Origin of the sequence: Dickeya sp. NCPPB 3274, from assembly GCF_000406205.1 — a bacterium.
Lineage (GTDB): Bacteria > Pseudomonadota > Gammaproteobacteria > Enterobacterales > Enterobacteriaceae > Dickeya > Dickeya fangzhongdai.
In genome coordinates this window covers 3,614,603-3,628,695 of the sequence record NZ_CM001979.1, presented here as the reverse complement: position 1 = coordinate 3,628,695, position 14,093 = coordinate 3,614,603, and the positions used below count along the sequence as shown (strand labels likewise).

Genomic DNA, 14,093 nt, shown 5'->3' with positions numbered 1-14,093 from the left:
CGGCTTGCCGAATGTAACGGCAAATCCGCCTACATTTCCTGGCTGGCGGCCGCTTCCCAGCGGTAACCGATACCGTATACCGTGCGGATGAACGACGTTTCCTGATCAAACATTTCCAGCTTGCGGCGCAGATTCTTGATGTGGCTGTCGATGGTGCGGTCGGTCACTACCCGGTAGTCGTCATACAGATGGTCGAGCAATTGTTCGCGTGAAAAGACCCGTCCCGGCTCGGCGGAGAGGGTTTTCAGCAGCCGAAATTCGGCGGGCGTCAACTCCAGATGGCGGCCGAGGTAGCTGGCCTGATAACGGTTTTGGTCGATCAGCAGCGCAGGCAGCGCATCGCCCGGCAGCGGCTCATGCTGCCAGCGGCAGCGGCGCAGCAGGGTTTTTACCCGGGCGACCACTTCGCGCGGGCTGTAGGGCTTGCAGATGTAATCGTCGGCGCCGATTTCCAGCCCCAGCAGCCGGTCGATTTCGTCGGTGCGGGCGGTCACCATGATGATCGGCACGTTGGAAAAACCGCGGATGGCGCGGCAGAGCGTCAGGCCGTCGCGGCCCGGCAGCATCAAATCCAGCAGGATGAGCTGGCAGTGATGTTCCCGCACCCAGGGTTCAACCTCTTCGCCCTGCGTCAGCCAGTGGGTACGGTAACCCGCCGACTGCAGGTAATCCACCAGCAACTGGGCCAGTTTGGGCTCATCTTCAACGATCAGCACCGGCAGGTTTTCATCACCAGCCGTTGCAGGAGACGATGCTGTCATGTCGGTTACCTGCCTGTATCAGGATAGGTGCAACGGAAGCTCGACGGTGATTTGCACGCCGCCGAGCGCGGAATGATCAGCATACAGGCGTCCATCGTGCGCCTCAACGATATTGGCGCAAATGGACAATCCCAGACCCGAGCCGCCGCTGGCGCGGTTACGCGAGCTTTCCGCGCGGTAGAAGCGCTCGAAGATCAGCGCCAACTGTTCATCGCTGATGCCGGGGGCGCTGTCACGCCAGTGGATAATCAGCCGTTGCTGGCGCAGTTCGGTTTCCACTTCCAGTTGGCCCTCGTTGTCAGTATAACGCAGGCTGTTTTCCATCAGGTTGTTGAACAGTTGATTCAGACGGTCCGGGTCGCCAAACACCACGGCCTCGGGGTGAAGGCGGGTGGTCAGCCGGATGCCTTTTTGCTGAAAACGCTCCCTGAACGCCGCCACCGACACCTGCAACAGGGCGCTGGCGTTGACGGCGGCTTTGCGATAAGCCAGCGCGCCCAGATCGGACAGCGATAACTGATGCAGGTCGTCCACCAGTTTGGTCAGCAACGCGACCTCCGACTGTAGCGAGCCGAACGCCGCGGCGTCCGGCCGGCGCACCCCGTCCTGCAACGCTTCCAGTTCGCCGCGCAACACCGCCAGCGGGGTACGCAGTTCGTGCGAGATATCCGCCATAAACGCGCGGCGCGACTGCTCGTTTTTCTCCAGCGCCGAAGCCAATTGGTTAAAATCCTGCGCCAGCCGGTCCAGTTCGTCGCGTCCGCCAGCCGTTACCCGGGTACTGAAGTCGCCGCCCGCCAGTTGGTGGATACCGTTGACCAGCCGTTTGACCGGCGCCAGCAGGCCGCGCGACATCATCCAGGTCACCACCGCGGCCAGCAGGGTGGTAAAGGCGACAATCAGCCAACTGGTGAACTGTTGCTGGCGATCGAAATTAATATCGGCACTGCGGGTCAACCCTTCCACCGGCGCGGCCACCAGCCAGCCGACGGTCTGTTTTTTCACGGTCAGCGGCTGCCAACTGCTGCCGGCGGGCATCGGGATCGGCGGGCCGATCAGGCGGCGGCGGTTCTCGTCCATGATCCAAAACCGGGTGCGCCAGCCCTGCATCGCTTCGTCGTTGTTCTGTTCCATCGACCGCAGCATGGGGAAAATGCCGCGCTCGTTATTGTGCAGAAAATCCCAGTTGCCGTACTGCTGGTATTGCTCTTCCAGCCAACCGCGAATTTGCACCACCCGCTGCTCGTTGCCGTGGCGGATATAGTCGATAAATCCTTTCTCGAAACTGAGCCGGACGCCAAAGTGCATGATGACCAGCACCAGCATGCAGGTGGAGAAAATCGCCAGAAATAGTCGGGCGGTAATACCGAATCTCATCATTCACCTCATGAGGAACGCGTCAGCGTCGCCTGTTGAACGGTATCGGGCGGCACCCGGTTGAAAATCAGTGCCGGGAACGCCATCACCACCACCATGCAGAGATAGGTGTAAAGGAAAACGGTGTGGGTTTCCGGCGCGCCGCTCACCAGATGCTGGTTGGCGAAAATCCCCAGCAGCAGGCCGGCGATGGTCACCCCCATACTGGTGGATAACTGCATCGACATCGACAGCAGGCTGTTGCCGCCGCTGGCCAGATCGTCCGGCAGGTCCTTGAGCGTCAGGGTATTCATGGTGGAAAAGCGAATGCCGTTCACCATGCCCACCAACAGCAGCACCACCGGCATCATCCAGTGCCAGCTCATTAGCGCCACCAGCGCAAACAGCAGGGTGGCCAGCGCCAGCGTCAGGGTGGAGGCGATCAGTACCGCGCGGTAGCCGAGCCGGTTGACGATAATCACCACCAGCCGTTTCATCCCCATGTTACCCAGCACCAGCGGAATCATCATCATGCCGGCGTGAAACGGCGTGTACCCCAGCCCGATTTGCAGAAACACCGGGGTCATGAACGGCAGCATGCCGCTGCCGATGCGCGCCAGCCAGCCGCCGAACAGCCCGATGGTAAAGCTGCGGGTGTCGAACAGACGCAGGTTGAACAGCGACTGCTCGTTGTTTCTGGCGTGCAGCCAATACCCCAGCAGCGCCAGCAGGCCGGTCAGCACCAGCGCGCTCAGCGCCGGCGCCGACAAACCGAGGCTTTTCTGGCCGTCCAGCGCCAGCGTCAGGGCGCCCATGGCGATGACCAGACAGACAAAGCCGCGCAGGTCGAAACGGCGCGGCGGCATGGTGAAATTGGGCATCAGCCACCAGGTGGCGAGGGCGCCGACCAGACCCACCGGAATATTGATCAGGAAAATCCAGTGCCAACTGGCGTACTGCACCAGAAAGCCGCCGAGCGTCGGTCCCATCAGCGGGCCGATCTGCCCCGGCAGCGTGACGAAGGTCATCGCCGCCATGTACTGAGCGCGCGGCACCAGCTTCATCACCGTCAGCCGGCCGATCGGCACCATCATCGCGCCGCCGACCCCCTGAAGCACGCGGGAAAACAGCAGTTCGTTCAGGGTGGTGGAGCGAGCGCACAGCAGCGAGCCGAGGCTGAACAGCACGATGGCGGAAAAGAAGACGTTCCGCACGCCTAGCCGATCCGCCAGCCAGCCGCTGGCGGGCAGCATCATCGCCACCGTCAGCACATAGGCCACGATCACGGCATGCATACGCAGCGGGCTTTCATTGAGGCTGACAGCCATGGAGGGCAGGGCGGTGTTGACGATAGTGGTGTCCAGCGCTTGCATAAAAAAGCCGAAGGCCACAATCCACAACTGCCAGCGAACGGAGGCGGGCTGATTGATCATGCTTGGTGTTACTCCCGGGAATATCCTGTCCCTTACAGGCGCCGGGGCGAACCCCGGCGAATTGTTACAGGTACGGCTGGCGCGGCATCAGGCCGACGGTTCGGTATGCGCGGTCGCGTCAGTGCGTTCGCGGCGGCGCCATTGCAGGCGATCAAAGAACAGGTACACCACGGGCGTGGTGTACAGCGTCAGCAACTGGCTCATCACCAGCCCGCCGACGATGGTGATGCCGAGCGGCTGGCGCAGCTCCGAACCGTCGCCGCTGCTCAGTACCAGCGGCAGCGCGCCGAACAGCGCCGCCATCGTGGTCATCATGATCGGGCGGAAACGCAACATGCAGGCGCGGAAAATCGCCTCGCGCGCCGGCAGTTTTCCTTCTCGCTGCGCCACCAGCGCAAAGTCCACCATCATGATGGCGTTTTTCTTCACGATGCCGATCAACAACAGGATACCAATCAGCGCGATCAGGCTGAACGGTTTGTCAAACAGCTCCAGCGCCAGCAGCGCGCCGACCCCGGCGGACGGCAGGGTCGAGAGAATGGTTAGCGGGTGGGCGACATTCTCATACAGTATCCCCAGCACGATATACACCGTCAGGATCGCCGCGATGATCAGCACCACCTGCGAATGCTGCGACTGCTGAAACGCCAGCGCGGTGCCGGCAAACTGGCCCCGCACGGTGGGCGGCACCCCCAGCGCGGTCATGGTGCGCTCGATGGCGGTGGTGGCGTCCGACAGGCTGGCGCCTTCCGGCAGGTTGAAGGAGAGGGTGGCGGCGGCCGACAGCCCCTGATGGTTGACCGCCAGCGGCGCGTTGGCCGGCTGCCAGCGGGCGAAGAACGACAGCGGTATCGGCTTGCCGTCGTTGTTGATTACAAACATCTTATCCAGCGAACTCGGGTCCTGGGTGTAGGCTGAATCCACCTCCATCACCACCTTGTACTGGTTCATCGGCTGGTAGATGGTGGAGATCTGGCGCTGACCGAAGGCGTTGTTCAGCAGCGTGTTGACGCTGGAAACGTTGATGCCGAGGCGCGCCATGGCGTCGCGATCGTACACCATCGTCAGCTCGGCGCCCTTGTCCTGTTGGTCGGAACTGACGTCCGCCAGTTGCGGCAGCTTGCTCAGGGCGTCGCGGATTTTCGGCTCCCAGGTTCTCAGCACCGACAGATCATCCGACAGCAGCGAGAACTGGTAACCGGCGTTGGACTCGCGCCCGCCGATGCGTACGTCCTGCACCGCCATCAGGTACAGGTTGGCGCCCGGCTCTTTCGCCAGGTTGGCGCGCAGCCGGGTTATCACCTGCTGGGCGCTGACGTCACGCTGGGCCAGCGGCTTCAGGCTGATGAACATCGAGCCGCTGTTGGTGCGCATGCCACCGGTGAAACCGGTGACGTTATCCACCGCCGGGTCGGCGCGCACGATGGTCATGAAATCCTGCAGTTTGCGTTTCATCGCCTGGAAGGAGATGCTCTGGTCGGCCTGAATAAACCCCATCAACCGGCCGGTGTCCTGCTCGGGGAAGAAGGTTTTGGGAATACTGATGTACAACCAGACGCTCAGGCCGATAGTGCCCAGCAGCACCATCATCACCCAGCGCGAGTGGTTCAGCACCCAGCGCAGGCTGCGGCCGTAACCTTGTTGCAGCCCGAGCAGGAGCCGGTTGAAGCCGCGGGTGCGCGGCTGGCTGCGGGGCGCGTGAGGGCGCAGCAGCCGGGCGCACATCATCGGCGTCAGCGTGATGGACACCAGCAATGAAATCAGGATCGCCACCGACAGCGTAATCGAGAACTCTCGGAACAAGCGCCCCGGCAGGCCATCCATGAACAGCAGCGGGATAAACACCGCGATCAGCGACAGGCTCATCGACACCACGGTGAAACCGACCTCCCGCACCCCTTGCAATGAGGCTTGCAGCGGTTTCATGCCCGCTTCGATATGGCGGGAAATGTTTTCCAGCACCACGATGGCGTCATCCACCACGAAACCGGTGGCGACGGTCAACGCCATCAGCGACAGGTTGTTCAGACTGAAACCGCACAGGTACATGGCGGAGAAGGTGCCGATCAGCGACACCGGCACGGCGATGGCCGGAATCAGCGTGGCGCGCCCGGAACGCAGGAACAGAAACACCACCAGAATCACCAGCGACACGGCGATGGTCAGCGAGCGCTCGACATCGCGCAGCGAGGCGCGAATGGTGGGCGAGCGGTCCTGCGCGACATTCAGGGTGATTGACGCGGGCAGCAGGGCTTGCAGTTCCGGCATCGAGGCGCGGATGGCATCGACGGTGGAAATGATATTGGCGTCCGGCGCGCGGCGGATCATCACCAGAATGGCGGGTTTGGCGTTGGTCATCCCGGCGTTGAGCACGTTCTGCACCGAATCTTTCACTGTCGCCACGTCGCTCAGGCGCACCGGCGCGCCATTGTTGTAGTGGACGATCAGCGAGCGATAGGCGTCGGCGGTTTTCAGCTCGTCGTTGGTCTGAATCTGATAGTGAGTGCTGCCGCTGTCGACGCTGCCGAGCGGCTGGCGCACGTTGGACTGGGCGATCGACTGGCGCACGGCGTCCAGCGATACGCCCTGATTGAACAGCGCCTGCGGGTTGAGCGCCACCCGTACCGCCGGTAACGAGCTGCCGCCGATGGTGACGTCGCCGACGCCGTCGATCTGCGAGACGCGCTGGGCAATCTGGGTGGAGGCGTAGTCGTACAACTGGCCGGGACCGTAGGTGTCCGATGTCAGCGTCATGATCATGATCGGCGCATCGGACGGGTTCACTTTACGGTAGTAAGGGCGACTCGGCATGCTGCTCGGCAACAGGCTCTGCGCGGCATTGATCGCCGCCTGCACGTCGCGGGCCGCGCCGTTGATGTCGCGCTCCAGCGCAAATTGCAGGATGATGCGGGTATTGCCCAGCGAACTCATCGACGTCATTTCATTGACGCCGGCGATGCGGCCCAGCGAGCGTTCCAGCGGCGTCGCCACCGACGACGCCATGGTTTCCGGCGACGCGCCGGGCAGGGTGGCGGTGACCGAAATCACCGGGTAGTCCACCTGCGGCAGCGGCGACACCGGCAGCAACTGATAGCCGAGCAGGCCGCACAGCGCTATCGCCAGCGCCAGCAACGTGGTGGCGACCGGGCGATGGATAAACAGCGCGAAGAACTTCACTGTGCTTCCCCTTCCTGCGGCTGGCGGCGACGCAGACGATGCGCCAGGCGGTCAAACAGCAGGTAAATCACCGGCGTGGTGAACAGCGTCAGCACCTGGCTCATCACCAGCCCGCCGACCATACAGATACCGAGCGGGCGGCGCAGTTCCGCGCCTACGCCGGTACTGAACATCAGCGGTACGGCGCTGAGCAGCGCCGCCATCGTCGTCATCAGGATCGGGCGAAAACGCAGCAGGCAGGCCTGATAGATGGCCTGATACGGCGTCATGCCCTGTTCGCGTTCAGCGGCCAGCGCAAAATCGATCATCATGATGGCGTTCTTCTTCACGATGCCGATCAGCAAAATGATGCCGATGATGGCGATGATGTTCAGATCGCTGCCTGCGATCATCAGCGCCAGCAGCGCGCCGACCCCGGCGGTCGGCAGGGTGGACAGGATGGTGACCGGGTGGATAAAACTTTCATACAGTACGCCCAGCACGATATACATCGCCACGACCGCAGCCACCACCAGCCAGATGGTGCTGGTCAGCGCCGACTGGAACGCCAGCGTGCTGCCCTGAAAGCGGGTAATGATGTCGCTGGGCAGTTGCATCTGCTGCTGCGTTTCCTGAATGACTTTCACCGCATCCCCCAGCGCGTAGCCGGGCGCCACGTTGAACGAAATGGTGGTGGAGGGGAACTGATCGATGTGGTTGATCGACAACGGCCCCTGACGATCTTCCACCGAGGCGATGCTACTGAGCGGCACCACGCCGCCGCTGCTGTTGATCAGCCGGATATCGTTCAGCGCCGCCAGTCCGTCGCTGCTGTCGTGGCGCTGCTCCAGCACCACCCGGTACTGGTTGGACTGGGTATAAATGGTGGAGATCAGCCGCTGGCCGAAGGCGTTGTACAGCGCGCTGTCCACCTGCGACATGGTGATGCCGAGGCGGCTGGCGCTGTCGCGGTTGACCTTGAGGTAGGCCACCGCGCCGCCGTCCTGCCAGTCGCTGCTGACATCCTGCAACTGCGGTAGCTTCTGTAGCTCGGCGGTCAGCTTCGGCACCCAGGTGCTGAGCTCATCCAGCGACATGGTTTGCAGGGTGAACTGATACTGGGTACGGCTGACCTGGGTATCGATGGTCAGGTCCTGCACCGGTTGCAGATAAAGCTGAACGCCGGGCAGGGCGGACGTTTGTTGTTGCAGCCGTTCAATCACGGCCTGAATACGGTCGCTGCGTTTATCCAGCGGCTTCAGGTTGATCTGCAATCTGCCGCTGTTAAGCGACGGGTTGGTGCCGTCGACGCCGATAAACGACGAGACGCTTTCCACCGCCGGGTCCTGCATGATCAGCGAGGTAACCTGCTGCTGCTTGTCCACCATGCCGGTGAACGAGATGGTTTGCGACGCCTGCACGGTACCCTGAATGATGCCGTTGTCCTGTATCGGGAAAAAGCCTTTGGGGATCACGATATACAGCAGAATGGTCAGCACCAGCGTGCTCAGTGCGACGCCGAGGGTAATCCACGGATGACTGAGCACCCGCGTCAGGCCGCGGCCGTACCACGCGATCACCCAATCAAAGAACTGTTCGCTGGCGCGGGTAAAGCGGTTCTGCCGACTCAGCGACTGGTGGCTGAGCAGGCGAGCGCACATCATGGGCGTCAGCGTCAGCGACACCACGGCGGAGATCAGGATCGACACCGCCAGCGTAACGGCGAACTCGCGGAACAGGCGGCCGATGATATCGCCCATGAACAGCAGCGGGATCAGCACCGCGATCAACGAAAAGGTCAGCGAGATGATGGTAAAGCCGATTTCCCCCGCGCCTTTCAGCGCCGCCTGCAGCGGTTTTTCGCCTTTCTCGATATAACGGGCGATGTTTTCGATCACCACGATGGCGTCATCCACCACAAAGCCGGTGGCGATGGTCAGCGCCATCAGCGTCAGGTTGTTGATCGAGAAGCCGAGAAAATACATGGCGGCGAAGGTACCCACCAGCGACAGCGGCACCGCGATGCTGGGGATCAGCGTCGCCACCGCGTTACGCAGAAACAGGTAAATCACCATTACCACCAGCGCGATAGCCAGAATCAGCTCAAACTGCACATCGTCCACCGATGCGCGGATGGTGGTGGTGCGGTCGGTGAGCAGAGCAACGTCCACCGACTTGGGCAAACTGGCTTTCAGCGTCGGCAGCAGGCTGCGGATATGGTCGGCGGTGGCGATCACATTGGCGCCCGGCTGACGCTGAATGTTGAGGACAATCGCCTGATTCTGGTTGGCCCACGCCGCCAGGTGGGTGTTTTCCGCCGCCTGTTCCACCGTGGCGACATCCTGTAGCCGCACCGGCGCGTTGTTTTTCCAGGCAATGATCAACTGACGGTAGTCGTCGAGCGAGCGCATCTGGTCGTTGGCGGATAGCGTGACCGCGCGCGTTGGGCCGTCAAAACTGCCTTTGGGGGTGTTGACGTTGGCGGCGGTGATGGCGGTGCGCACCGTTTCGCTGCTTAACCCATAGGCGGCGAGCGCGCCCGGATTGAGTTTGACCCGCACCGACGGCCGTTGCCCGCCGGCCAGCGTAACCAGCCCGACGCCTTCCACCTGGGCAATTTTCTGTGCGATGCGCGTTTCGATCATGTCCTGCACCTGCGTCAGCGGCAGGGCGGTGGAGGTGACCGCCAGCGTCATGATCGGCGGATCCGCCGGGTTGACCTTGCTGTAGGTGGGCGGAAAAGGCAGATCGCTGGGCAGCAGATTGGTGGCGGCGTTAATGGCCGCCTGCACATCCTGTTCCGCTACGTCCAGCGGCAGCGAAAGCTGGAACTGCAGCGTGATCACCGATGAACCGCCGGAGCTTTGGCTCGACATCTGCTTGAGGCCGGACATGCTGCCAAACTGATGTTCCAGCGGCGCGGTGACCGCCGAGGTCATCACGTCCGGGCTGGCGCCGGGGTACAACGTCACCACCTGAATCGTCGGGTAGTCTACTTCCGGCAGCGCGGAAACCGGCAATGCGCGATAGCCGACGATCCCGGCCAGCAGGATGGCGATCATCAGCAGCGTGGTGGCGATCGGCCGGAGAATAAACAGGCGCGACGGCCCGCCGCCGTCAAGCGGCGCGGCGTCCTGTAACGGCGTCGTCTCCTGCATCAGGATTTCTCCGCTTTATGCTGACGTTTTTCCGTGCCGGCGGTGGATTTGGCATCCGCCGCCGCGGGCGCCAGCACTTCAACGCGCGCGCCTTCGGTCAGGCGATCGATCCCGTCGGTGACCACCCGTTCGCCGGCGTTCAACCCGGTCGAAACCACGGTTTGCTGGCCGTACTGAATACCGGTGGTGACGAGGTGTTTGCTGACCTGATCCTGGTCGTTCAGTACCCAGACAAAGCGCCCTTCGTTACCCATCTGGATCGCGGATGACGGCGCCACCACCACATTTTGCAGGGTATCCACCTTCATCTTGATGTTGACGAACTGGTTGGGGAACAGCGCATCGTCGGTGTTGTCGAAGCGGGCTTTCAGCTTGATGGTGCCGGTGGTGGCGTCGATCTGGTTATCCATGCTCAGCAGTCGGCCCTGAGAAAGAATGTGCTGATTGGCGCGATCCCAGGCTTCCACCAGTACCGGCTGACCGGATTTCTGCGCTTTCAGCACGGTGGCGATATCGCTTTCCGGCACGGTGAAAACGGCGTCGATCGGGTGGGTTTGCGTCAACACCAGCAGATTATCGGTGCTGGTGACGTAGTTGCCGATGTCAATCTGCCGCAGGCCGACGCGGCCGCTAAACGGCGCGGTGATGCGGCTGTAATCCAACTGCAACTGCGCGCTGGCGACCGAGCCCTGATCCGATTTCACCGTCGCTTCATACTGGCGCACCAGCGATTCCTGGGTATCCAGTTGCTGGCCGGAAACCAGACTGGTTTTGGACAGTTGCCGGTAGCGGGCCAAATCCTGACGGGCATTGACCAGCAGCGCCTGATCTTTGGCCAGTTGCCCCTGCGCCTGCGTCAGTGCGACGTCGAACGGGCGCGGATCGATCTCCGCCAGCAAGTCACCTTCCCTGACCTGTTGCCCTTCCTGGAAGTGGAGCGCCATCAGCTGGCCGCTGACCCGGCTGTGCACCGTGACGGTATTGGCGGCGGTAATCGTACCCAGACCCGACAGGTAATAAGGCACGGAGGACGACGAAGAGAGCGCGGCCTGTACCGGCGGCGGCGCTGAAGAGCCGCCGCGGCGCCCGCCGCTCCGGCCTTGCCCTTGTCCCTGATGGGCGGCTTGCTGTGTGGTGGTCCCCCCGTTGGCGGGTTCTGATTGTGATGGATGGAAATAACGCCAGGCGAAAAAAATGGCGGCAATAACAACAGCCAGTATCAGGAAACGAAATAAGCGTGTGGCGTTCATAGCTATGGAAGGAACCTCCAATCAGCACAGGCCAAGATAAGCCCATGAAACACTGAATATTATGATACTAGTTTAAACAGTGAACGGAGGACAAAAATGGAGGAAATATGGAAGATATGTCAGGGTTTGTAGAAAAAAAATCCCCGGCGCGGTGAACGCCGGGGATGAGGTGCCGGATGTGTCAGCGAGATGTCATTCTCAAGACGGCGGGATTACAGCACCAGCCCGGCGACGGCGGCGGACAGCAGGCTGACCAGCGTGGAGCCGTACACCAGCTTCAGGCCGAAACGGGAAACGGTGTTGCCCTGCATTTCGTTCAGCCCCTTGATCGCCCCGGCCACGATGCCGATCGACGAGAAGTTGGCGAAAGACACCAGGAAGACCGACAGGATGCCCACGCTACGCGGCGACAGCTGACCGGCCACTTTCTGCAGTTCCATCATGGCGACGAATTCGTTGGATACCAGTTTGGTCGCCATAATACTGCCGACCTGCAGCGCTTCGGCTTTCGGAATGCCCATCACCCAGGCGAGCGGATAGAACGCATAACCCAGCACTTCCTGGAAGCTCAGACCGAACACGGCGCTGAAAAGGGCGTTGATGCCGGCGATCAGCGCAATGAAACCGATCAGCATAGCGGCGACGATCACCGCAACCTTGAAACCCGCCAGAATGTATTCGCCCAGCATTTCAAAGAAGCTCTGACCTTCGTGCAGGTTGCTCAGGTGCAGCTCTTTCTCTTCGTTGGTGTCGTAGGGGTTGATGAGCGACAGCACGATGAAGGTGCTGAACATGTTGAGCACCAGCGCCGCCACGACGTATTTGGCGTCCAGCATCGACATGTAGGCGCCGACGATTGACATCGATACCGTGGACATGGCGGTGGCGGCCATGGTGTACATCCGCTTCTCGGACATCTGCCCCAGAATGTCTTTATAAGCGATGAAGTTTTCAGACTGGCCCAGAATCAGCGAGCTGACGGCGTTGAAGGATTCCAGTTTGCCCATGCCGTTGACTTTGGACAGGATGGTACCGATCAGACGGATGATGAACGGCAGGACCTTGATGTGCTGCAAAATACCGATCAGCGCGGAAATGAACACGATCGGGCACAGCACTTTCAGGAAGAACACGAAGCTGTTGTTACCGATATTGCCGAAGACGAAGGTAGTGCCTTCGCCCGCGAAACTGAGCAGCTTGTCAAACAGACTCGCAAAGCCTTTTACGAAACCCAAGCCTGCGCTGGAATAGAGGAAGAAATAGGCAAGCAGAATTTCAATGACTAAAAGTTGAACAATATACCTGACGCGAATGCTTTTGCGATCGCGGCACACCAGCAGTGACAGGCCGGCGACAACGAGTAACGCCAGAATAAATTGCAGAATGTTGGACATGTTTGCTCCAAATTATGATAGGGGCCGATTTTTGGTCGTCATTTTATGTAACGATTGCGCTTAAAATGAGACGTAAGGCGCAAAAGCGAGATTATATCGCGGAAAATAACCTAAACTAAAGCGTGGGTCTCATAGCATTCACTTCTGTCTGGGTGATGTCGGGACGATTTCATCATGTCTGACCGGAAAATGCTGTGATGAAGATTCCCCGCCGGCAACCTCGCCGGGCTGGGAAACAACACAAGGAGATGACAATGCCTGCGTCTGACGCATTACGAGAACTGGGACATTCAGGAATTCGGGTGCCGTTGCTGACTTTTGGCGGCAACGTGTTTGGCTGGACCATTGACGAGTCAGCCTCGTTTCGGGTGCTGGACGCCCTGCTGGATCAAGGGCTGCACTTTATTGATACCGCTGATGTGTATTCGACCTGGGCGCCGGGCAATAAAGGCGGCGAGTCGGAAAGTATTATTGGCAACTGGCTGAAACAGCGTGGAAACCGCGATCGGGTAATTATCGCCACCAAAGTGGGCAAGGACATGGGCGGCGACCGGCACGGGTTGTCGGCGGCCTACATCCGTCGGGCGGTGGAAGATTCGCTGCGTCGCCTGCAGACCGACTATATCGACCTGTATCAATCCCATGATGATGATAAAAGCACCCCGCTGGAAGAGACGCTGTCGGCGTTCGATGCGCTGATCCGCGAAGGCAAGGTGCGCGCCATCGGCGCATCCAATTATGAAGGCGAACGTCTGGCGCAGGCGTTGCAGGTCAGCAAGGATAACCATCTGGCGCGTTATGAAACCCTGCAGCCGGAGTACAATTTGTACGATCGCCAGCACTATGAAACCACGCTGGAACCGGTGGTGAAGGCCAACGGGCTGGGCGTGATTGGGTATTATTCGCTGGCGAGCGGCTTTTTGTCCGGCAAATACCGCTCGGCGGCCGATGCCGCGAAAAGCGCGCGTGGTCAGGGCTTATCTCAACCCGCGCGGTCTGGCGATTCTTGAGGCGCTGGATCAGGTGGCCGAGGCGCACCGCACCACGCCGGGTCAGGTAGCGCTGGCGTGGCTGATTGCCCGGCCCGGCGTGACGTCGCCGATAGTCAGCGCCACGTCGGTCGAACAGGTGGCGGAGCTGGCCAGCGCTACCCGGCTGACGCTGACGTCTCAGGAGATTGAACAACTGAATACCGCCAGCGCTTGATCGACGGGCATACGCCGCTGTGGCGGCGCGGTATGACAGGGCGGGGAGCCGGCAGCGGTTCCCCGCCCTGTTTGTTTCGGTCTTTATCCGATCGGAATGCGTGTCCCTGCTGCCCTGAACTGATGGGGGACAGCCTGGTAAGTCAGCGTGATCGTTACGGTATCGGTATGCGTTCTTGCCGGCACCTGACTGGCGATGATGTTGCCGCTGACGGAAGCGAATGCCGACGGGAAGGCAGCCGAACCGAAATCGACATCCAGCGCGCTGACGATCAAACAGTCCTTCATTACCACCATATTTAATTTACCGCCAGCGTGCCGTCTGCGGGGGAATCATCCGGCACTTCATCAATAATAACGCGATAGGTTTTTTGCTGGCC

Annotated in this window: 8 protein-coding genes and 1 pseudogene; 1 reads left to right on the top strand and 8 read right to left on the bottom strand. The window is 60.8% G+C overall.

Annotated features, from left to right (window positions below; genetic code table 11):
* Window positions 1–29 precede the first annotated feature (29 nt).
* From baeR to DXX3274_RS16120, 7 genes are all read right to left on the bottom strand, one after another.
* Window positions 30–761: a two-component system response regulator BaeR gene (gene baeR, locus DXX3274_RS16150; RefSeq protein ID WP_042860646.1), complete on the bottom strand. Its 732-nt coding sequence runs from the start codon at window positions 759–761 to the stop codon at window positions 30–32.
* Between the two features lie 18 nt (window positions 762–779).
* Window positions 780–2,138 (bottom strand): two-component system sensor histidine kinase BaeS, encoded by a 1,359-nt coding sequence (gene baeS / locus DXX3274_RS16145; protein WP_042860645.1) that lies wholly within the window; start codon window positions 2,136–2,138, stop codon window positions 780–782.
* Window positions 2,139–2,146: 8 nt separating this feature from the next.
* Window positions 2,147–3,550: a multidrug transporter subunit MdtD gene (gene mdtD / locus DXX3274_RS16140; RefSeq protein WP_042860643.1), complete on the bottom strand. Its 1,404-nt coding sequence runs from the start codon at window positions 3,548–3,550 to the stop codon at window positions 2,147–2,149.
* 87 nt (window positions 3,551–3,637) lie between these two features.
* Window positions 3,638–6,727: a multidrug efflux RND transporter permease subunit MdtC gene (gene mdtC / locus DXX3274_RS16135; protein WP_042860642.1), complete on the bottom strand. Its 3,090-nt coding sequence runs from the start codon at window positions 6,725–6,727 to the stop codon at window positions 3,638–3,640.
* Entirely contained in the window at window positions 6,724–9,864 is a 3,141-nt protein-coding gene (locus DXX3274_RS16130; protein WP_042860641.1) for an MdtB/MuxB family multidrug efflux RND transporter permease subunit, read from the bottom strand. Before DXX3274_RS16130 ends, mdtC begins: the two co-directional genes overlap by 4 nt.
* On the bottom strand, window positions 9,864–11,114 hold the full coding sequence (locus tag DXX3274_RS16125; protein WP_042860639.1) for an MdtA/MuxA family multidrug efflux RND transporter periplasmic adaptor subunit: 1,251 nt from the start codon (window positions 11,112–11,114) through the stop codon (window positions 9,864–9,866). Before DXX3274_RS16125 ends, DXX3274_RS16130 begins: the two co-directional genes overlap by 1 nt.
* Window positions 11,115–11,326: 212 nt before the next feature.
* Window positions 11,327–12,508: a NupC/NupG family nucleoside CNT transporter gene (locus DXX3274_RS16120; RefSeq protein ID WP_042860638.1), complete on the bottom strand. Its 1,182-nt coding sequence runs from the start codon at window positions 12,506–12,508 to the stop codon at window positions 11,327–11,329.
* Window positions 12,509–12,762: 254 nt separating this feature from the next.
* On the opposite strand from DXX3274_RS16120, the pseudogene DXX3274_RS16115 reads away from it, so the two are divergent.
* Window positions 12,763–13,714: pseudogene (locus DXX3274_RS16115) on the top strand (aldo/keto reductase).
* Between the two features lie 83 nt (window positions 13,715–13,797).
* On the opposite strand, the gene DXX3274_RS16110 reads toward DXX3274_RS16115, so the two are convergent.
* Window positions 13,798–14,001 carry a hypothetical protein gene (locus DXX3274_RS16110; protein WP_152495273.1) on the bottom strand — a complete coding sequence of 68 codons (204 nt, stop codon included), beginning with the start codon at window positions 13,999–14,001 and terminating at the stop codon, window positions 13,798–13,800.
* Window positions 14,002–14,093 lie beyond the last annotated feature (92 nt).

Bases quoted from the DNA above. Each gene is read 5' to 3' on its own strand.
- baeR (WP_042860646.1), bottom strand. From the start codon at position 761: ATGACAGCATCGTCTCCTGCAACGGCTGGTGATGAAAACCTGCCGGTG.
- baeS (WP_042860645.1), bottom strand. From the start codon at position 2,138: ATGAGATTCGGTATTACCGCCCGACTATTTCTGGCGATTTTCTCCACC.
- mdtD (WP_042860643.1), bottom strand. From the start codon at position 3,550: ATGATCAATCAGCCCGCCTCCGTTCGCTGGCAGTTGTGGATTGTGGCC.
- DXX3274_RS16130 (WP_042860641.1), bottom strand. From the start codon at position 9,864: ATGCAGGAGACGACGCCGTTACAGGACGCCGCGCCGCTTGACGGCGGC.
- DXX3274_RS16125 (WP_042860639.1), bottom strand. From the start codon at position 11,114: ATGAACGCCACACGCTTATTTCGTTTCCTGATACTGGCTGTTGTTATT.
- DXX3274_RS16120 (WP_042860638.1), bottom strand. From the start codon at position 12,508: ATGTCCAACATTCTGCAATTTATTCTGGCGTTACTCGTTGTCGCCGGC.
- DXX3274_RS16110 (WP_152495273.1), bottom strand. From the start codon at position 14,001: ATGAAGGACTGTTTGATCGTCAGCGCGCTGGATGTCGATTTCGGTTCG.